Source organism: Leminorella grimontii ATCC 33999 = DSM 5078, assembly GCF_000439085.1.
Classification (GTDB): domain Bacteria; phylum Pseudomonadota; class Gammaproteobacteria; order Enterobacterales; family Enterobacteriaceae; genus Leminorella; species Leminorella grimontii.
Window position 1 is genome coordinate 78443 of record NZ_AUUA01000002.1, and the last position, 18401, is coordinate 96843.

The window sequence follows — 18401 nt, forward strand, 5'->3', positions numbered from 1 at the left end:
TAAGCAATGCGGTTTATGTCGAGTGGAGAGGCTCTACTGGCAGAAAAGCGCCATAAAAAAGGGGCTTTCGCCCCTTTTCACGTTTCACCGTCGACCAGACAACTATTCAGCAAACGCCGAACCGCGGTTAGCCGTCGCCGCCAGCCACTCGGCCACGCGACGCTTCTCCTCTTCACTCAGCCACATGCCGAGCTTGGTGCGGCGCCAAATGGCGTCGTCGAGCTCTTTGACCCACTCATGCTTAACCAGATATACCAGCTCCGCTTCATACAGGCCGTGCCCGAACGCTTCGCCCATGTCCTCAAGGCTGTGGCGATTATCAAGCAGCACTTCGGTCAATGAGCCATAGGTATGGGCATAGCGTCTAGCCAGCTCTTCGGGCAGCCACGAATGGTTGCGCAAAAGCGTCTTCGCATAGCTATCGCGATCGGTTCCCATATTGCCGCCCGGCAGTACGCCGTTCTTTGTCCAGGCTCCGCCGACGCCCGGATAGTAGTGGGCCAATTTTTCCAGCGCGTGTTCAGCCAGCTTGCGGTAGGTCGTCAGCTTACCGCCGAATACCGACAGCAGCGGCGCTTTGCCGCCTTCGTCTGCGACTTCCAACGTATAGTCGCGGGTCACCGCCTGCGGGGAATCGGATTCATCGTCACACAGCGGGCGAACGCCGGAATAGGTCCAGGCGATGTCATCGCGGGTAAGCTGCTTTTTGAAGTGGTCGTTATAAACCTTCAGCAGATAGCCCACTTCATTATCATCTATGTGTACGCTGCGCGGATCGCCGTGATATTCGACGTCGGTCGTGCCAATAATGGAGAATTCCCCCAGCCACGGGATGACGAACACAATTCGGTTGTCTTCGTTTTGCAGGATATAGGCCTGCGGCTCATCGTGCACTTTCGGCACCACGATGTGGCTGCCCTTAATCAGGCGAATGCCGCGCGGCGACTTGAGCTGTAGCCCTTGGTCATAAAACTGTTTAACCCACGGCCCGGTGGCGTTCACCAGCCCTTTGGCTTTCCATGTCAGCGTTTCGCCCGTCGCTTCATCATGCGCTTCAACGACCCAAATTCCCTCTTCACGCCAGGCGCGGGTTACTCGCGTGCGGGTGCGAACCTCTCCTCCGCGCTCAACCACTTCCAGCGCGTTTAATACCACCAGACGGGCATCATCGACCCAGCAGTCAGAGTATTCAAAGCCGCGCGTCAAACTTGGCTTTAGTACCGACTGCGGGCCAAACTTCAGGCCGTGGCTGGCGGGCAGGCTGGTGCGCTTACCCAGGTGATCGTACAAAAACAGGCCGGCGCGAATCATCCACGCAGGGCGCAGGTGAGGCTGATGCGGTAAACGAAAGCGCAGCGGCGTAGCGATATGGGGCGCAAGCCGCAGTAAAACTTCGCGTTCAGCCAGCGCTTCGCTGACTAAGCGAAACTCGTAATGTTCTAAATAACGAAGCCCGCCGTGAATAAGCTTCGAACTTGCTGAAGACGTAGCGCAGGCCAGATCCTGAGCTTCCAGTAGCAAAACGGAAAGCCCACGACCGGCAGCGTCAGCCGCAATGCCAGCACCATTGATTCCGCCGCCGATAACGATGAGATCTTTTATGTCCATTTCAACCACCCATTATGCTCGAAAGAGCGCAAAATGTTCGTATTCGAAAATCATATTAGCGAAATAATGTTCAAACGGCCAGAAAATTAACCAAATAAAAACATTTAAACGTGATCTAACTAACACGATATCCACAATAAATTCATGGTTACCGGAATTTGTTAGGGACATGTTATACAATTAATAAACGACTTACTGAGCGAGTTTGGAGGGGTAAGTGAACAAATCCATGCTAATTGGCCTTGGCGCGGGCGTTGTCCTTGCGCTGGGGATCGCCGCCGTTGCGTCAAACGGCCCGGGGCTGTTTCAAACGCGCCCCACTTACGCACAGGTGCTTTCCGTTACGCCGGTAAAAGAAACCGTCACCACGCCAAAGCAAACGTGCCACGACGTCACGGTCACCCATAAAAAGCCGGTGCGTGACGAGCATAAAATTGCTGGCTCTCTGCTGGGCGCTGTCGCTGGCGGCGTCATAGGCCACCAGTTCGGCGGCGGCCACGGAAAGCAGCTTGCCACCATTGCGGGCGCGGCTGCCGGAGGCTATACCGGCCATCAGGTTCAGGGGGCATTGCAGGATGGCGATACCTACACCACGACGGAAAAACGCTGTAAGACCGAGCACGACAAGGTTGAAAAAACGATAGGCTACGACGTGACCTATAAAATAGGCGACCAGCAGGGAAAAGTTCGAATGGACCAGCAGCCCGGCAGCCAAATCCCGCTGGACGACAAAGGACAACTGCTGCTTCCAGCGCCTAAGCAGGCAAGCGCCGCTTCATCATAGCGGGCTTTACCGGGTTGACCTACAAAAGGGAATTTCGAAAGCAGGCGAAGAACTCGCCTGCTTCTTTATATATGCGAGCAAATCAGCAAAGCTCGAGCTTTACGTCATACTGCCGCACGATGTTCATCACGCTATCGGGCGGCTCCTGGTCGGTAAACAGATAGTCAATCAGGCCCATATTGCCCAGGTTAACCATCGCGTTCCGGCCAAACTTGGAGTGGTCGGTCACCAGCATCACACAGCGGGAATTTTCAATAATGGCGCGCTTGGTGCGCACTTCATGGTAATCAAACTCCAACAGGCTGCCGTCAGCGTCAATGCCGCTTATCCCAAGAATGCCGTAGTCCAGTCGGAACTGGGAAATAAAGTCCAGCGTCGCTTCGCCAATAATGCCGCCGTCGCGCGATCGCACTTCACCGCCGGCTAAAATCAGGCGAAAATCGGGCTTCCCCGTCAGCAGGGTCGCAACGTTCAGGTTATTGGTCACCACGCGCAGGTTTTTGTGATTCAACAGGGCATGGGCCACCGCTTCCGGCGTAGTGCCGATATCGATAAACAGCGTCGCGCCGTCGGGAATGTGGCTGGCGACGCGCTCGGCGATGCGGGCCTTTTCTTCAAACCACATCACCTTACGATCGTGATAGGCCGCGTTAACGGCAGAGCTTGAAGGCAGCGCCGCGCCGCCGTGATGGCGCTGAATCTTATGCTGCTCCGCCAACTCGTTCAAGTCGCGACGAATGGTCTGCGGACTCACGCCGAAGTGCTCCACCAGCTCTTCGGTACTGACGTAACCGTGCTTACGAACTAAATCAATAATGGACTCATGTCGCTGTGTTTGTTTCACTTTGAGATCCTAAATACGCTAATCCTGATGCGCCCTTGTTATTATTGTGGCTAACCGTACTGCGCCCATTATACACATGCCCATTAACGCGCCTAGCGCCCCTGGCGCCTTTTAGACGGCCGCGTATCCCACCAGGCCAGCGCCAGACCCACGGCCAGGCCGCCGACGTGGGCCGCATTGGCAATGGAAAATCCGAACATATCAAAATATCCCGCCAGTAACCAGACTACCGCGAACGCCATCAGGGAGCGCTGCATAGAGACGCCCCTTTCCGGAGCCCGCTCCCCCGACAGCCAACAGTATCCCATCAGCGCATAGACCACGCCCGACAGGCCGCCGAACAGGTTGCCGCTAAACACCGCCTGCCCATAGCCGGACAGCACAGCCGATAGCAGCGTGATTTCCAACAGCTTCCCCGTCCCCAGGCGCTTTTCCAGCGGGCCGCCGAGATACCACCACCAGACGAGGTTAAAAAGAATGTGCAGCAGAGAAAAGTGTAAAAACGCATGGGTCACCCAGCGCCATACCTCAAGATACTGGCTGCTATCCACAGGATAGGCCAAAAACGCCATCAGCGTGTCGTCGCCGAATAGCTGCATCAGAAGGTAAACTACCGCACAAATAGCGATCACCGAAACCGTCAGCGGTCCGGCCTGCTGACGTAGGGAAGGAAGCATCGGCGTACGCTGATAGTGAATATCGGCGTTGGTCGTTCCTGACTCCCAGCTGGCAGCCATATAGCGCGGATCGTCGGGATAGTGAATAAAGTGTTCAAGCGCCCGGCGCGCCTTTGATTCGTCGCTATCGTTGAGCAACCACAGCTCAGCGCGCTGCGGCTGCTGGCGAACTTCCATTTCGACGTTCTGCGTCGCCATATAGTCGGCAAAGGCCTGCGCCGCACGGGCGTTAGAAAAAACGGTCAGTAGAATCATCCAGACTCACTCTACACGGTTGCAGGTCGTCAGGGCCTCGCTGAGCGAGAGCCCTCACCTCTAAAAAGGTTAATTTATCACAATAGCGCCGCCGCGATGAGGGATTATCAGGATAAGAATGTGTAGGAAAGTAAACGCGCCGTCAGGATGAAACTACGTTTTCAGGAAAGCTGCGCGCCCATGACTCAAATCCGCCCTCAACGCTATACACCCGTTCAAACCCTTGATGCGCCAAGTATTGCGCCGCGCCCTGGCTGCTGATGCCGTGATAGCACATGACCATGACCGGCCTGTCGAAGTCGGCGCTTTGCATAAAACCGTTCAGGCTGGCGTCCGTCAGGTGAAAAGCGCCGGGGGCGTGGCCGGCGTTAAAGCTTTGAGCGTCACGAATATCCACCAGCAGGGCGTCGCCCTGCTGAAGGCGTTCAAGAGCGTCTGAGACGCTGATAATAGAAAAAGGTTCCATAACTCGCCATACCATAGTAAAAGACTCAACTATTATAGCGGCTTTTTACTCGGTTGCTATGGTTCGATAGCCCTTTCAAAAAGAGAATAAAAAAAGCGCCGATAAACGGCGCTGTTTCAGCAGAGTTTGGGTTACGCCTCAATGGCGACGCGAAGCTTCTTCATCGCGTTCTTTTCCAACTGGCGCACGCGTTCGGCGGAGACGCCGTAGCGGTCGGCCAGCTCCTGCAGCGTGGCCTTTGAGTCGTCGCTGTTCAGCCAGCGGGCGCGGATAATGTGCTGACTGCGCTCGTCTAAACCGTTCAGCGCCTGCGTCAGCTTATCAGCCGCGTCGCTGTCCCAGTTTTCGTCTTCAATGCTTTCGGCGAAGTCAGAGGACTTATCCTCCAGATACACTGCCGGCGCGACGATGTTGCTTTCGCTATCGTCGTCGGGAGAGGCGTCAAAGGCCATGTCCTGAGCGGCCATGCGAGATTCCATCTCAAGCACGTCTTTGCTTGAAACGCCCAGCTCGCGGGCCACCAGCTCAACCTCTTCCTGGTTAAACCAGCCGAGGCGCTGTTTGGACTTACGCAGGTTAAAGAACAGCTTGCGCTGCGCCTTGGTGGTCGCGATTTTAACAATGCGCCAGTTGCGTAAAACGTATTCGTGGATCTCAGCCTTGATCCAGTGCACGGCGAAGGAAACCAGCCTTACGCCCACTTCCGGATTAAAGCGGCGCACCGCCTTCATCAGGCCGATGTTGCCTTCCTGAATCAGGTCGGCCTGAGGCAGGCCGTAGCCTGAATAGTTACGAGCGACGTGAACAACGAAGCGCAGATGGGACAGGATAAGCTTCTTCGCTGCCGCCAAATCGCCGTGATAATGCAGCCGTTCAGCCAGCTCGCGTTCCTCATCTGCCGTAAGCATCGGATAGCTGTTGGCTGCCCGAATATAGGCCTCCAGGCTACCTTGTGGAACCAGGGCCAAAGTTTGCATTTCTTTAGTCATTCAAACCCTCTTAAATAAGAATTCATGCATGACGGATTTTCATCTCATCGCAGCGGGACCGCCTTACTCACCGCTACATCCGATATGTAGACCAAAATTTCGCCTAAAAGTTCATTCGCCTTTAGAGAAACCGGACCGTTATATCAGCAAATGTGCGCCTTCATTTCAAGCCCTGGAGCTAAACGACCCCGTGGCTTCAGGCACATTTTTTAGTATACCAGAAATAACCTACCCCGGTGTAAACTGGCGTAAATGTCTCACCGTCGCAAGCCAAGCGGCTCCCCAGCCGATCATTGATGAAACCAGCAGCAAAAGTAGGCTTTCGTCCCAGCTTAAACCGTCGATAGAAAACAGTGCGCCAAACACGCTGGCCGCCTGCGTGACGGAAGAGTCCAGCATCCACACCAGCGCCTGCGACATGATTAAAGACAGCACCGCGCCAAACAGCCCCAGCAGCATGCCGCCGTTGAGGAACGGGCGCAGGATGAATCCGTCCGTCGCGCCAATAAGCTTCATGACGCTAATCGTATCCCGGCGGCTGAATATATTGAGCCGCACGCTGTTGCCGATAACGAGAAACACCGCCACTATCATCAGCACGCCGATCGTGACGGAAACGGAGCCAACCAGCTTCGTTAGGGCAGACAGGCGAGAAAACCAGCTGTCGTCGGTTTTCACTTCATTGACGCCGGGCATTTTAGCAACCGTATCCCGCAGGCCACCGAGCGCCGCCGCGTTCAGGGAATCGACTTTGGGCGTTATGACAATGAGGGCCGGCAGCGGATTTTCGCTAAGCATATCCAGCGCGGAGGCGAACCCAGACCACTCGCGAAACTCCTTCAGGGCGCTATCGCGCGACATATAGTCGACGCTTTTTACGCTCTCCATCGCTTTGATCTGCTCAACCAACGCGTTGGCCGCTTCGTCACCGACGCTCTTTTCCAAATAAACGGTAACCTGTGGAGTGGGATACCACTTGGCCGCAGCGGTTCCGACGTTTTTCCACACCAGATAGCAGAGGCTCGGCAGCGTGAGCGAAATAGCGATAACCGCCACCGTCATCAGCGTCGCCACCGGCTGGCGCAGCATGTCGATAACGGTATTGCGCCAGGCGTAGCGCCACTGCTCGCGCCACCCGCCTCGCTCGCGCTTGACGACTTTTGGCTTGGGAGCAGAGCTCTTTTTCACCTGTGGTTTATTACTACGCATCGGAGCCGCCTCCCATTCTCCCGTGGGAAAGCGTCAGCGTTCGATAGGAACGGCTGGCGATAAGCCCCCTGTCGTGCGTCGCCATCAGCACCGTTACGCCAACCCGGTTAAATTCTTCAAACAGCCGCAAAATTCCGACCGACAGCTCATAGTCCAGGTTGCCGGTAGGCTCATCCGCCAGCAGCACCGCAGGCTTGTTGACCACCGCGCGCGCAATACCGACCCGCTGCTGTTCGCCGCCGGAAAGCTGTATAGGGAGACACTTCGCCTTGTCCAGCAGTCCGACCTTATCCAACGCGGCCGACGTGCGGCGACGGATCTCTTCCGGCGCAGCGCCGCAGATAATCAGCGGCAAAGATACGTTGTCGTACACCGTTCGATCGGCCAGCAGGTTGTGGTCCTGAAAAACCATGCCGATTTGGCGACGCAGGAAGGGCACTTCCGCCGGCTTTAGGCGGCTCACGTCGTGGCCGGAAAACCAGATATGCCCGGCGCTTGGTCTTTCAATGCCGCAAATCAGCTTTAAAAGCGTACTCTTACCCGCGCCGGAATGGCCGGTCAAAAACGCCATTTCGGCCTGCTGAAGGTGGAAGCTGACGCTCTGCAGCGCCTGCTGTCCTCCCAAATAGGCTTTACTGACCTGCTCAAAACGAATCATTGTTGCTTAGTCCTCTCGAGCGAAAAGCGCCTCAATAAAATCGTTGGCCTGGAAAGGCCGTAAGTCATCGATGCCCTCGCCAACGCCAATATAGCGGATCGGCACGCCGAACTGATCGGCAACGGAGAAGATAACGCCGCCCTTCGCCGTACCGTCCAGCTTAGTGAGCGTAATGCCCGTCAGGCCGACGGCTTCACTAAACAGTTTAGTCTGGCTAATGGCATTTTGACCGGTGCTGGCATCGATGGTCAGCATAATTTCGTGGGGCGCTTCTTCGTCTAACTTCTTCATCACCCGCACGATCTTTTTCAGCTCTTCCATCAGGTGAGACTTATTCTGTAAGCGTCCCGCCGTATCGGCGATCAGTACGTCGACGTTGCGCGCTTTGGCCGCCTCTATTGCATCGAAAATAACCGACGCGGAGTCGGCGCCGGTATGCTGAGCGATGACCGGGATATTATTGCGCTGCCCCCAGACCTGCAGCTGCTCGACCGCCGCCGCGCGGAAGGTGTCACCCGCCGCCAGCATCACCGACTTGCCCTGCGCCTGGAACTGGCGCGCCAGCTTGCCGATAGTGGTCGTTTTTCCAACGCCGTTAACGCCGACCATCAGGATAACAAACGGCTTATGGCCGCTAACGTCCAGAGGCTTATCGACGGTCTGAAGAATTTGGGACATCTCTTCTTTCAGGCGATCGTACAGCGCTTCGGCGTCCTTTAAGTCGCGGCGGCTGGCGTGTTCGGTCAGCGATGCGATGATCTTACTGGTGGTGTTGACGCCGACGTCGGCAATCAGCAGTTGCTCTTCCAGCTCTTCAAACAGCTCGTCGTCAATGCGCTTGCCGCGAAACAGCCCCATAAAGCCGGAGCCCAGATTCTGCTTGGTTTTCAGCAGGCTTCGCTTAAGCCTGGCGAAAAAGCCTTCCTTTGTCGGCCTTTCCTGCTCTTGCATCAGAGCTGGTTCTTCAGCCCCTTCTTCCTGCTGCAGATCGTCAAGCGCCAGCTCTTCGGCCGCGTCGAGTTCTTGTTCGTCAAAAGGCTCATTTAGCGCTTCTTCCTGCTCTTCCCGCCCAACGATTTCAACGTCGGCAGCCAGCTCGGCCTCTTCAATCCGCTCAGCTTCACTTTCGACGTCGCCTTCTATTTCTTCCGGTTCTTCCGGAAAAACCGGCTCGGCATCGGCTTCAGCCGAGAGTACCTCATCCGCTTCGTCATGTGGCTTCGCGCCGTCGAGAGCGACTTCCACTGAAGCTTCATCAGTAAAATCAGCGGCCGGCTCAGCTTCGGCAGGCGTGTCGGTTACCGCGCGTTCAGCGTCATCGCTTTCTACAGAAGTCTCGTCTTCCCGCTCGGACAACGCTTCTTCATTCTTTTCCGTTTCTTCTTCCCGCTCTTCGTCCTGACGGCCAAGCCCTAACCAGGAAAAGAAACCGCGCTTTTTATCTTTCGCCATGCTGTAACCACAACCTCCACGCTAACTGTGACTTTTTACGCCTTTTCTCAAGTCTATCATTCTCCGGCGCGATAAACGGCTTTATTTTAACATCCAACGGGGCAAAATCATGCCGTTAAGCGGGAAAAATGGACGCAAAAAATGAGCTCGTGCAGGCAAACCAGCGCGCATTTTTAAATTCTCTCGCTCTCGCTATAATAGCGGTTCAATTTCATTAACCGTTTTCAGGCAAGTTACCGCGCGATAAGCAAAATATGAGCAAAAAGAGTTCACCCACTAAGGCCGGTCAAATTCGCATCATCGCCGGAAAATGGCGGGGAAGAAAGCTTCCCGTCCCTGACAGCCCGGGCCTTCGGCCGACGACCGACAGGGTGAAAGAGACGCTGTTTAACTGGTTGGCGCCGGTGATTCAGGAGGCCCGCTGTCTGGACTGTTTCGCCGGCAGCGGCTCGCTTGGATTCGAGGCCCTTTCCCGCTATGCGGGGAAGGTCATCATGCTGGAAGCCGAACGCGCTATCGCTCAGGGGCTGCAAAAAAATCTGGCTCTGCTGGATACAGACTGCGGTCAGGTGATTCATACCAACGCTCTCAGTTGGCTGGAAGGCGATGCGACGCCGTTTGACGTCGTCTTTCTTGACCCGCCCTTTCGCCAGGGGCTGCTCCCCAAAACGATGGCCTTACTGGAACAGCGCGGCTGGCTGGCCGAAGAGGCCTGGATTTACGTAGAAACCGAGTCAGAGAGCGCCGCCATAGAAACGCCGCCCGAATGGCGCCTGCATCGGGAAAAGATTGCAGGCCAGGTCGCTTATCGCCTCTATCAACGCGGCCCACTATCAACCTAAAAGCAGGGAGAACATGAAGATGAAACAGCTGGTGATCAACGTAGGCCGCCTGATGATGATTGGCGTCTGGGGGTTCTTACTCCTCAACCTGTTTCAGCCGTTCCCCAGCCCGCTGAAATACTTCCTGTACGTCGCCATGGGCTTTACGCTGTTTATGCACGGGCTACAGCTGGCGCTGCTCAAGTCGACGCTGCCCAAAGACGGGGAAAAAATGAGCGGAGCTCAGTCAATCAGGATCCTGCTGTTCGGCGTTTTTGAACTTCTGGCCTGGCAGCAAAATCAACAAAAACGCCGCTGACGGCAGAAGATGCCTTAGCCTTTCCTACCGGGGAAATAGGGAAACGGCGTAACGTTATCGCCTAAATCGGAAATGCGCGCGCTGCCCTGTTTGACCACCGCATCGATACGGATCACGGAGTGCATGGGAATAAAGCTGCGCGTAACGCCCGCAAACTCCGTCTTGAGCCGCTCTTCGCTGGGATCGACCAGTAAAGCGTTTTCACTGTCAAAAACGAAATCGCCGATTTCAATAAAGCCAAACAGCGAGCTTTGCGTAAGCTCTCGCACGTATAGCTGATAGTTTTTGCCGTTATTTATAAACTGAATGCGGTACAGCGGCCTTTCTTCACTCATGACGTTGCTTTATCTCACAAATGCTTAAGGATTCAGACTTTCCAGAAATTAACATAACTACCAAGGGAATGCGACTGCACTAAGGGAGATGGGGATTAAAGATTGTTTAATCAACGGGTTCTGCCTACACTTGAAACATTCTAAATAGAGGGATTTCACACTATGAGCTGGCCTCTTTTAGCCGTTATTTTTTCCGGTTGGATTTATGTCGACGCCGCCTATCGCGGCCCCCGCTGGCAGCGCTGGGCGTTTAAACCCGTCACGATGCTGTTGATGCTGCTGTGGGCATGGCAGTCACCCGAGCTGACAAACTTTAACTACCTTATTCTGGTAGGGATACTGGCCAGCCTGACGGCGGACGTCATACAGGCGTTTTCTCAGGAGCGGACGCTATACACCGTCGGCGCGCTGTTTATCTCCCATCTGGCCTACACGCTCTGCTTCGCTTCGTCGCTCAGCTTAAGCTTTTACTGGCCGCCGATCGTTGTCCTGCTGGCCATCGGCCTGGCTGCGCTGGCGCTGCTTTGGAATCGATTAGCCGAGATGCGCTGGCCCGTCGCTACCTATCTGGCGATTACGCTAATTATGGTTTGGGTAACGGCGGGGGGCTACTTGGCCAAGCCGGACGATATGGCGTTTAGCCAGCTTATCGGCAGCGTTTTGCTGCTGCTCTCGGCCCTTTTATGGCTGACGAACAAATACTACGTGCCGTTTAAAGCCGCCAATGCGGCCATTGCGGTGTGCTACTTTTTAGGCCACTTTACGATCGTCAGATCGCTGCATATCTGACGCTGGCGTAGAAGAGATCAGGCTTCGCCCTTACGAATAAGATAGCGATAGGGCGTCGCTTCAACTTCAGAAGCCAGAAGCTCATGGTCCATAAAGCGGCAAAAGCCGGGGATATCGCGAACCGTCGCCGGGTCGTCCGCAACGATAAGCAGCGTCTGCCCGCTCGCCATGTGGCGCACGGTTTTACGCACCATCATAACCGGCTCAGGGCAACGCAGCCCTAACGCATCAAGGGTACAGTCGGGATTGGCAAACGCGTCTGTCATAAAAAACCTGCTGCTGTTTTCTGCCCTTGTTCTAAAAGAGCGGTCTAAAAAAACGTTCGCCTAGTTTAATACGATGCGCAATGAGCGCAAGCCTAACGGATATACCAGACGGTTGTTCGAAGAACAGTGAGGACAAACTATGCCCCATACACCAACTCCCCAAGCGCCCGACCTTCAGCGCATCGCTTCCCGAACGAAAGACGTTGGCGGCATCCCCGTTGCGCGCGGGCTGCCGGTTAAGGAACGACGCCTTATCGGCGCCTGGTGCTTTCTCGATCACGCCGGCCCCGCCGTATTTCAAAGCGATGCGCAAAGCATGCACGTAGCGCCCCACCCCCATACCGGACTACAAACCTTTACCTGGATGCTGGAGGGGGAAATTCTGCATCGCGACAGCCTGGGCTATGAACAGGTGATTCGCCCCGGGCAAGTTAACCTGATGACGGCGGGGCGCGGTATATCCCATTCGGAAGATTCCGTACCCGGCTGTTTGAAGCTGCACGCCGCACAGCTCTGGATCGCGCTGCCTGAGGCGGTGAAAGACATGCCGCCGCGCTTCGATCACTACCCTAACCTGCCGAAATGGCAAGACGGCGGCGTGGGCTTCACGCTGCTAACGGGAGAGTTTTTCGGCCGCCGCGCGCCGACGCTCGGCTTCTCGGAGCTGGTTGGCGTAGACGTCGCCAACCGCCAGAAGGCGACGCTGACGCTGCCTCTACGCCGAGATTTCGAATACGGCCTGTTTATTCTGGAAGGGGAAGCTCAAATTGGGAAAGAAACCTTCGCCCAAAACGAGCTGGCCTATATCGACCCAGACCATGTCGAACTGCCGCTAACGCTGGCGGAAAACAGCCGGGTCCTGCTGCTTGGCGGCGAACCCTTGGGTGAAGAGGTGCTGATGTGGTGGAACTTCGTCGGACGCAGTAAGGAAGAGCTTCGAAACGCCGTTGAAGAGTGGAACGCTGGCAGCGCCCGCTTCGGTACGGTGCCAAACGCCGGACAGCCGCCGACGCCTGCGCCAACAATACCGTAAATGCCGTAAATAAATACCGCAGAGCAATCTCCGGTTGCATTCCCTCTCTGACGCGGTATCATCTGCGGCTGCCGTATCTTTGGCGAACATATTTTATACAACGCTGGGTTCCCTCACCCCAGCAGGCGTAAGCCGTTTAACTAAAAAGGTCACAACATGTTTGAATTTTCCGCACAACAGCGGCTCAAAGCGCTGCTATGGCTTTCGTTCTTCCATATTCTGATTATTGCCTCGAGCAACTATCTGGTTCAGCTGCCTATAACCATTTTTGGCTTCCATACGACCTGGGGCGCGTTTACCTTCCCGTTTATCTTTTTAACGACGGACCTTACCGTTCGAGTGTTCGGCGCGCCGCTGGCCCGACGCATCATTCTGGTGGTAATGATGCCGGCGCTGCTTATTTCTTACCTGCTGTCGACCTGGTTCTATGAAGGGGCGTGGCAAGGGTATCAGGCTATTTATCATCTCAACATCGTCGTCGCCCGCATCGCTATCGCCAGCTTTATGGCCTACGTGCTGGGGCAGATCCTCGATATTTACGTATTCAACCGGCTCCGCCAGCTTAAGGCCTGGTGGGTCGCTCCCAGCGTTTCCGCCGTGTTCGGCAACCTAAGCGACACCATCGCGTTCTTCTCTATCGCCTTCTACAAGAGCAGCAACGCGTTTATGGCGGATAACTGGGTAGAAATCGCGCTAGTCGACTATGCGTTCAAGCTGCTTATCTGCGCGCTGTTCTTCCTGCCGATGTACGGCATCCTGCTAAACGTGCTGCTAAAGCGGCTGGTGCGCATTCAGTCGACGCCCAAGCTTATGCGCGATGCGGCGTAGATAATTCAGATAATTTTGGCGCATGCCGAACCTTGATGATATTTTTATAGTCTAATCGCTCGACGCCGCGGCTTAATAGCAATGCCGCGGTTACGTTTTGACGCTCATATAAAAGATGAAGGAAGTGCCATGCAGAAGTTAATGAAAACAATGGGTCTGTGTCTGTTTGCCGTAAGCCTCGCCGCCTGTGACGGCAACAAGGATTCGTCTACGACGCCAGCGGACAACGGTTCTTCTGCTGCGGCGCAGCCCGGCGCATCCGCTGACGGGCAAACTCAGGTGCTGGGAGGAAAGGTCAGCTTTAACGTTCCCAAAGGCCTTCAGGATCAGAGCGGGAAAAGCCCCTCTCAGACCACTAACATGGCGGTATTTGCCGATAACGCCGCGCAAAAAATGCTAATCGTCATCAGCAGCTCAATGCCCGGCGACTCGCTGGAAAACCTGATTACCCGTATGGAAGCGCAGCAAAAAATGCGCGACGGTGAGCTTACCCTGCTGAAAAAAGCGCCGGTTGAGGCCGGCGGGCAAACGCTGCAGCGTCTTGATACGCTGGTACGCATCGACGGTAAGAAAAACTACTCCTCCACCATCCTTGGCCAAATAGGCCAACAGCTGCTGACCATACAGCTGACCTACCCTGCCGAACAGCAGGCCGATGCCGAGAAGGCGGTCGATGCCTTCATCGCTTCGCTAAAAATCCAGCCGTAGGATATAAAAAAAGGCGGCTCGAAGGCCGCCTGAAACAGAGGATAAATACTTCCATCGTAAAATCCGGTCGTCCGCCAGAGTTAACGTCGACCGGAAAAACGCCCTTTCGGGCCTTCCCATGACTCTCTCGCTAGTCCGCTAGCGCCTGCGCCAGCAGCGTAATCGGGTGCTCACAGCGTTTGGACGTCGACATCTCTATTTGCCATTTACAGGTTTCACAGTCGCTGACGACGAAGTCCACGCCGCTTTCTTCAATCTGCCTGAATAAAGACGCACCGATGCCCTGCGACGTTTCATAGTTTTCCTTCTTAAAGCCGTAGGTTCCCGCAATGCCGCAGCATTGGGAATCGAGAACGATAAGCTCAACGCCGGGAATGCGCTCTAAAAGCGCCAGCGTATAGGCGGTCCAGCCCATCTTTTCCATATGGCAGGGCGTGTGGTAGGCGATTTTCATCGGCGTATGCTTAAGCTTCAGCTCGCGTCCTTCGGACAGCAGCCGGTAGATAAAGCGGGTCGCCAGCTCGATTTTATCGCGCACCGGCGTCGTATCGACGCCCAGCAGATGGGGGTACTCATCGCGAAGCGTAAACGTACAGGTCGAGGAGGTCGCAACGACCGGAATTCCCTTGCCTATTACCGCATCCACCAGCGATTCAGCGTTCACGTTGGCCTGCTTTTTCGCCTTATCGATGAAACCGTTAGCGATTAAGGGGACGCCGCAGCACTTCTCCTTTTTCAGCAGTTGAACGCCCATCCCCATCGCGTTAAGCACCCGCACCAGGTCTTTGCCCAACTGCGGATGGTTATAGTTGACGAAGCAGCCGTGGAAAAAGGCCACCTGGTCGGAAAACGCCTGCTGCTTTGCCGCCTGCTTGCGAAACCACTGGCGGAACGTGCCAAACGAGTACTTAGGCAAATCGCGACGGTGATCGATTTTTAGCGCGCTGTCCAGAATGCCTTTTACCGGCTTAAGGCCTACTGTCGCGTTCACCAGCGGCGCAAACGGCGTAGACAGCGTACCCATCAGGTCAGTGTGGCTCAAAATCGCGTCGCGCAGCTTAAACTTGGGCGGCGCATAGTTGATCCGCGCCCGCTGGATGATATCGCCGATCTTCACGTTAGAAGGACAGGCGACCTCGCAGCGCTTGCAGTTAGTGCAGTATTTCAGCGCTTCGTCATACAGCGTAGGGTCTTTAAGCCGCAGACGCTCGCCGTCCGGCCCGGCCTGCTTGGGCCCCGGATAGTTAGGATTCACTTTCGCTACGGGGCAGTACGTCGTACAGACGGTGCACTTGATGCAGCTCTCAAAGCTGTTGTCGGTCGTCAGGCTCATTGCGCCACCTCCGCCTGGGTAAGGATCCGTTCCGCGGCATACAGCGCCGTTACCAGAGAGACGCCCGCGCCACAGCCCTGCTGCAGCGGATCGTACCCTCCCAGCACCGCGCCGATAACGTACAGATTGTCGAGCGACTGGCCGTTTACGGTTCCGCGCAGCGTTTCATCGGCCTTTACGCCAAAGCGTAAATAGGGCTGAGGAACAAACATGTTCTGATGCGTCCACTGCGGGCGTTCCGGTACGTCCAAAACGTCCAACCCGAACACCGGCTCAAAAATGCGCTCGAATTCAGCGATCAGGCCGTTGCTAAAGAAGCTGCCGCTGGCCAGCACCACCTGCTGCGCCTCGATGGGAATGTCCGTATGGTTGCGGGTATAGATACGCGCAACGCGCTGGCCTTCCAGTTCGGCCTTCAGCACGGTATCACCCGGCATAAACTGGCCGCCCAGCTGCAAAAAGCGGCGACGCAGCGCCTGATGCAGTCGAATACCGAGCAGCGAAGGCGGGAGAGTGGGTACTAACATCACCGGCTTACCGGCGTGCTCGCGAAGCGTTTCAATTGCGTTCGAATCTTCCAGCCCTACGCAGGCCGGGAGGATGACGGCGTCGACGTCTTCGGCCAGCCGCGCTACCTCCTGCGCCAGCAGAGCGAGATTTTCAGGCAGGTCCAGCACGCGGGAGATATTCGTCGCGCGAAACTCGCTGGGATTCTTCCTCAGGCCGTCGAGCGCGGGTAAGTGCAAATACTCGATCGTCGCCTCGACGCCCCGCTCGGCCAGAGAGGCGGCGGCCAGCTGAGGCTGGAAGTCCAAAAAGCCTTCGATGCCGACCACGGCGACGCGCCGCCACGGAAGCTCGCCGCCAATCGGCGCAACGGGAACCTCTTTCGGGCTCAGCCAGGTCGCCCTAAGCGTACCCAGAGGAGTAACCCGACGGTGGTTTTGCTCAATTGAGCCAAAAAAATGCAGCCCGCAGTCCGCCAGCATCGCTTCAGCCTGCTTTGCCATGCGGGAGACGGCCTCTCCTCCAAGTCGGACGTAAGGGTGATCGGCCCCCAGCTCGGCCAATGCGTCCAGCGGTTTTTCAATCGTTGAACCGTCGGTGCGTTGGCTCAAAAAGTCCAGCGAACCGGAGGAAAAATGCAGCGCGCTTTGTCCTGCGCTGATAATCGCGCAGCGTTTGCCCTGCTCCGCCAGTCGAATCCCGCAGGACAACCCGGCCAGACCGCCGCCGATGATGGCTACATCAAATTTCATTACTCTTCTCCACGCTGGATGAGGGATCCAGACCACATAGCCCCTGGTAGACCCAACTGGTAAATTCGCTTTCGCGCAGGGCGTCTCCCCAGGCGATCGGACGAACGCCCTTCCAGCGCTCGTTCAAAAAGGTTGAAAGCTGCGTGAGCGACTGCTGAGGCGTCGTCACCTTGAACCGATTCAACAAACCGGCCGCACGGCAGGCGCACAGCTCACCCTGACAGGTCCCCATGCCGACGCGCGTGCGCCGACGCAGGTCGATAAGGTTATTCACGTTTAGAGACTCAACGGCGTAGCGAACCTCACCGGCGGTTACCGCCTCGCACTCGCACACCAGGCTGTTGTCCAGACGACCATTGCTTATCAGCTGAGTCGCTCGATCCCCATGGCGATAGACGGCAGAGCCTCGAATAGTGGATGGCAGAGAAATTACTTTCCCCAGCGTATCTTCGGCCGACTGTCGGGAGCCGGGAAGCGCTTCCTGCGCAGTGGTACATTCACCGCGGTGCCCAAGCTTTTCGCACACTTTATCCGTTGCCCACTCCGCCATCAGGCGGTAGGTCATCAGCTTGCCGCCGGTAATGGTGATAAAGCCCTCCAGCCCGTCGCGCACGGCGTGATCCAAAAGCACGATGCCGCGGCTGACGTTGCGCCCGGACGGATCGTCGTCGCTGGCGACCAGCGGGCGCACTCCGGCATAGGCGCGAAGAATGCGAGTATGCGCTAACTTCGGCGCCAGACGGCTGCCTTCACGAATAAGCACATCAACCTCTTGCGGCGTAACCACCATATTGTCGATGTCTTCATAAGGAATGCGGGTAGAGGTAGTGCCAATCAGGGAAATCGTGTCCCCCGGCACCAGAATGTCCGCATCGGCAGGCTTGCGGCAGCGGTTAATAACGCGGTTGTTGATGCGGTGCCCCATAATCAGCAGCGCCCCTTTGGCCGGGAACATGCGAACGCGCAGCTCGGCATATTCCGCAATGCGCTGCCCCCAGATGCCGCCCGCGTTAACAACAATCTCGCCGCGTATTTCACGCATCTCTTTGCGATAGTGATCGTAAGCCTTCACGCCCACGACGCGGTCGCCCTCGCGGATCAGGCCGATAACCTCGTGGTAAGTGAACACTTGCCCACCGTGTTCGCGCGCGTCCAATACGTTCGCCGCCGTCAGGCGGAACGGGTCGACGGTGCCGTCGGGCACCCTGACGGCGCCAAGCATGTCGGGGTTAGCGGACGGCTCGAAGCGAAGGGCTTCCTTCGGGTCCATCGCCTGCGCGTCAATGCCGGCAGCGCGACAGGCGTCAATAAAGGTAGATTGAAACGCGATGTCGTCTTCCGGCAGCGTTAAGAACAGGCCGTCGGTCTGCTCTACGCAGTGGCGGGCAATGCGCTTTAGGATTTTGTTTTCTTCTATACACTCACGGGCCGATTCAGCGTCCGTCACGGCATAGCGCGCCCCGCTGTGCAGCAGGCCGTGGTTGCGCCCGGTTGCGCCGGTAGCAATGTCATAGCGCTCCAACAGAACAGTGCGCAGCCCGCGGCGAGCGCAGTCGCGGGCAACGCCGGCCCCCGTCGCGCCGCCGCCAATGATGATGACATCCGTCTCGATTGAAGGAAAAACGCTCATTGTCAATTGCTCCCGCAGTCATTCTTAACGTTCAGAATACGTCTATGGTGTTATTAATACATATCCTGCGCCAATTTTGTTTGATAAGGAACAAATTCGAGCATATTTAGAGTTCATTCGAGCAAAAAAGAACACTAA

The 18401-nt window shown here is 56.1% G+C and carries 20 protein-coding genes; 7 read left to right on the top strand and 13 right to left on the bottom strand.

All coding sequences use genetic code 11. The features are described from left to right. Positions 1-102 precede the first annotated feature (102 nt). Positions 103-1608 (bottom strand): glycerol-3-phosphate dehydrogenase, encoded by a 1506-nt coding sequence (gene glpD / locus G544_RS0104770; RefSeq protein ID WP_027273534.1) that lies wholly within the window; start codon positions 1606-1608, stop codon positions 103-105. Positions 1609-1825: 217 nt separating this feature from the next. Between glpD and G544_RS19940 the strand changes: the two genes are divergently transcribed. Further along, a complete protein-coding gene (locus tag G544_RS19940) occupies positions 1826-2392 on the top strand; it encodes a glycine zipper 2TM domain-containing protein (RefSeq protein WP_051155575.1) in 567 nt (188 codons plus the stop codon). 82 nt (positions 2393-2474) lie between these two features. Here the strand turns inward: G544_RS19940 and G544_RS0104780 are convergent, their stop codons facing one another. From G544_RS0104780 to ftsY, 7 genes are all read right to left on the bottom strand, one after another. Beyond that, on the bottom strand, positions 2475-3236 hold the full coding sequence (locus tag G544_RS0104780; RefSeq protein ID WP_027273535.1) for a DeoR/GlpR family transcriptional regulator: 762 nt from the start codon (positions 3234-3236) through the stop codon (positions 2475-2477). Positions 3237-3328: 92 nt separating this feature from the next. Continuing rightward, a complete protein-coding gene (gene glpG, locus G544_RS0104785; RefSeq protein WP_027273536.1) occupies positions 3329-4168 on the bottom strand; it encodes a rhomboid family intramembrane serine protease GlpG in 840 nt (279 codons plus the stop codon). Positions 4169-4310: 142 nt separating this feature from the next. Beyond that, positions 4311-4634, bottom strand: coding sequence for a thiosulfate sulfurtransferase GlpE (gene glpE / locus G544_RS0104790; RefSeq protein ID WP_027273537.1), 324 nt, complete (start codon positions 4632-4634; stop codon positions 4311-4313). Positions 4635-4765: 131 nt separating this feature from the next. Further along, positions 4766-5623, bottom strand: a complete 858-nt coding sequence (gene rpoH, locus G544_RS0104795; protein WP_027273538.1) for an RNA polymerase sigma factor RpoH — start codon at positions 5621-5623, stop codon at positions 4766-4768. A gap of 228 nt (positions 5624-5851) precedes the next feature. Then, entirely contained in the window at positions 5852-6832 is a 981-nt protein-coding gene (gene ftsX, locus G544_RS0104800) for a permease-like cell division protein FtsX (protein WP_027273539.1), read from the bottom strand. Further along, complete coding sequence (gene ftsE, locus G544_RS0104805; RefSeq protein ID WP_027273540.1) at positions 6825-7490, bottom strand: cell division ATP-binding protein FtsE; 666 nt, start codon at positions 7488-7490, stop codon at positions 6825-6827. Before ftsE ends, ftsX begins: the two co-directional genes overlap by 8 nt. A 6-nt stretch (positions 7491-7496) precedes the next feature. Next, on the bottom strand, positions 7497-8942 hold the full coding sequence (gene ftsY, locus G544_RS0104810; RefSeq protein WP_027273541.1) for a signal recognition particle-docking protein FtsY: 1446 nt from the start codon (positions 8940-8942) through the stop codon (positions 7497-7499). Between the two features lie 254 nt (positions 8943-9196). Here ftsY and rsmD point away from each other — a divergent pair, with 254 nt between their 5' ends. Then, positions 9197-9784 (top strand): 16S rRNA (guanine(966)-N(2))-methyltransferase, encoded by a 588-nt coding sequence (rsmD, locus tag G544_RS0104815; RefSeq protein ID WP_027273542.1) that lies wholly within the window; start codon positions 9197-9199, stop codon positions 9782-9784. A 28-nt stretch (positions 9785-9812) separates the two neighbouring features. Further along, positions 9813-10082: a DUF1145 family protein gene (locus G544_RS0104820; RefSeq protein WP_027273543.1), complete on the top strand. Its 270-nt coding sequence runs from the start codon at positions 9813-9815 to the stop codon at positions 10080-10082. 14 nt (positions 10083-10096) lie between these two features. Here G544_RS0104820 and G544_RS0104825 read toward each other — a convergent pair whose 3' ends face one another. After that, complete coding sequence (locus G544_RS0104825; protein ID WP_027273544.1) at positions 10097-10417, bottom strand: DUF1820 family protein; 321 nt, start codon at positions 10415-10417, stop codon at positions 10097-10099. A 162-nt stretch (positions 10418-10579) separates the two neighbouring features. Between G544_RS0104825 and G544_RS0104830 the strand changes: the two genes are divergently transcribed. Then, positions 10580-11206, top strand: a complete 627-nt coding sequence (locus G544_RS0104830; RefSeq protein ID WP_027273545.1) for a lysoplasmalogenase — start codon at positions 10580-10582, stop codon at positions 11204-11206. Positions 11207-11223: 17 nt separating this feature from the next. Here G544_RS0104830 and tusA read toward each other — a convergent pair whose 3' ends face one another. Beyond that, complete coding sequence (gene tusA / locus G544_RS0104835) at positions 11224-11472, bottom strand: sulfurtransferase TusA (RefSeq protein WP_027273546.1); 249 nt, start codon at positions 11470-11472, stop codon at positions 11224-11226. A gap of 139 nt (positions 11473-11611) precedes the next feature. On the opposite strand from tusA, the gene G544_RS0104840 reads away from it, so the two are divergent. The 3 genes from G544_RS0104840 to G544_RS0104850 all read left to right on the top strand — a co-directional run bounded on the left by G544_RS0104840 (position 11612) and on the right by G544_RS0104850 (position 14041). Then, entirely contained in the window at positions 11612-12505 is an 894-nt protein-coding gene (locus G544_RS0104840) for a pirin family protein (protein WP_027273547.1), read from the top strand. A 156-nt stretch (positions 12506-12661) separates the two neighbouring features. After that, positions 12662-13333 (top strand): 7-cyano-7-deazaguanine/7-aminomethyl-7-deazaguanine transporter, encoded by a 672-nt coding sequence (locus G544_RS0104845; protein ID WP_027273548.1) that lies wholly within the window; start codon positions 12662-12664, stop codon positions 13331-13333. 129 nt (positions 13334-13462) lie between these two features. Beyond that, positions 13463-14041, top strand: a complete 579-nt coding sequence (locus G544_RS0104850) for a DcrB-related protein (RefSeq protein ID WP_027273549.1) — start codon at positions 13463-13465, stop codon at positions 14039-14041. A 130-nt stretch (positions 14042-14171) separates the two neighbouring features. Here the strand turns inward: G544_RS0104850 and glpC are convergent, their stop codons facing one another. From glpC to glpA, 3 genes are read right to left on the bottom strand one after another with little or no spacing between them, the layout of a single operon-like run. Then, the gene (gene glpC / locus G544_RS0104855) at positions 14172-15374 is read right to left on the bottom strand and encodes an anaerobic glycerol-3-phosphate dehydrogenase subunit GlpC (protein ID WP_027273550.1); all 1203 of its coding nucleotides are present in this window, start codon (positions 15372-15374) and stop codon (positions 14172-14174) included. Further along, on the bottom strand, positions 15371-16633 hold the full coding sequence (glpB, locus tag G544_RS0104860) for a glycerol-3-phosphate dehydrogenase subunit GlpB (protein WP_027273551.1): 1263 nt from the start codon (positions 16631-16633) through the stop codon (positions 15371-15373). Before glpB ends, glpC begins: the two co-directional genes overlap by 4 nt. Beyond that, the gene (gene glpA, locus G544_RS0104865; RefSeq protein WP_036023333.1) at positions 16623-18263 is read right to left on the bottom strand and encodes an anaerobic glycerol-3-phosphate dehydrogenase subunit A; all 1641 of its coding nucleotides are present in this window, start codon (positions 18261-18263) and stop codon (positions 16623-16625) included. The genes glpB and glpA overlap by 11 nt, the downstream gene beginning before the upstream one ends. Between the last annotated feature and the right edge of the window lie 138 nt (positions 18264-18401).

What these genes read in the sequence shown, in the direction of transcription:
- tusA (WP_027273546.1), bottom strand. Translation starts at nt 11,472, where the DNA reads ATGACAGACGCGTTTGCCAATCCCGACTGTACCCTTGATGCGTTAGGG.
- G544_RS0104830 (WP_027273545.1), top strand. Translation starts at nt 10,580, where the DNA reads ATGAGCTGGCCTCTTTTAGCCGTTATTTTTTCCGGTTGGATTTATGTC.
- ftsY (WP_027273541.1), bottom strand. Translation starts at nt 8,942, where the DNA reads ATGGCGAAAGATAAAAAGCGCGGTTTCTTTTCCTGGTTAGGGCTTGGC.
- glpD (WP_027273534.1), bottom strand. Translation starts at nt 1,608, where the DNA reads ATGGACATAAAAGATCTCATCGTTATCGGCGGCGGAATCAATGGTGCT.
- glpG (WP_027273536.1), bottom strand. Translation starts at nt 4,168, where the DNA reads ATGATTCTACTGACCGTTTTTTCTAACGCCCGTGCGGCGCAGGCCTTT.
- glpC (WP_027273550.1), bottom strand. Translation starts at nt 15,374, where the DNA reads ATGAGCCTGACGACCGACAACAGCTTTGAGAGCTGCATCAAGTGCACC.
- G544_RS0104850 (WP_027273549.1), top strand. Translation starts at nt 13,463, where the DNA reads ATGCAGAAGTTAATGAAAACAATGGGTCTGTGTCTGTTTGCCGTAAGC.
- ftsE (WP_027273540.1), bottom strand. Translation starts at nt 7,490, where the DNA reads ATGATTCGTTTTGAGCAGGTCAGTAAAGCCTATTTGGGAGGACAGCAG.
- rsmD (WP_027273542.1), top strand. Translation starts at nt 9,197, where the DNA reads ATGAGCAAAAAGAGTTCACCCACTAAGGCCGGTCAAATTCGCATCATC.
- rpoH (WP_027273538.1), bottom strand. Translation starts at nt 5,623, where the DNA reads ATGACTAAAGAAATGCAAACTTTGGCCCTGGTTCCACAAGGTAGCCTG.
- G544_RS0104845 (WP_027273548.1), top strand. Translation starts at nt 12,662, where the DNA reads ATGTTTGAATTTTCCGCACAACAGCGGCTCAAAGCGCTGCTATGGCTT.
- G544_RS0104840 (WP_027273547.1), top strand. Translation starts at nt 11,612, where the DNA reads ATGCCCCATACACCAACTCCCCAAGCGCCCGACCTTCAGCGCATCGCT.
- glpA (WP_036023333.1), bottom strand. Translation starts at nt 18,263, where the DNA reads ATGAGCGTTTTTCCTTCAATCGAGACGGATGTCATCATCATTGGCGGC.
- glpB (WP_027273551.1), bottom strand. Translation starts at nt 16,633, where the DNA reads ATGAAATTTGATGTAGCCATCATCGGCGGCGGTCTGGCCGGGTTGTCC.
- G544_RS0104825 (WP_027273544.1), bottom strand. Translation starts at nt 10,417, where the DNA reads ATGAGTGAAGAAAGGCCGCTGTACCGCATTCAGTTTATAAATAACGGC.
- glpE (WP_027273537.1), bottom strand. Translation starts at nt 4,634, where the DNA reads ATGGAACCTTTTTCTATTATCAGCGTCTCAGACGCTCTTGAACGCCTT.
- ftsX (WP_027273539.1), bottom strand. Translation starts at nt 6,832, where the DNA reads ATGCGTAGTAATAAACCACAGGTGAAAAAGAGCTCTGCTCCCAAGCCA.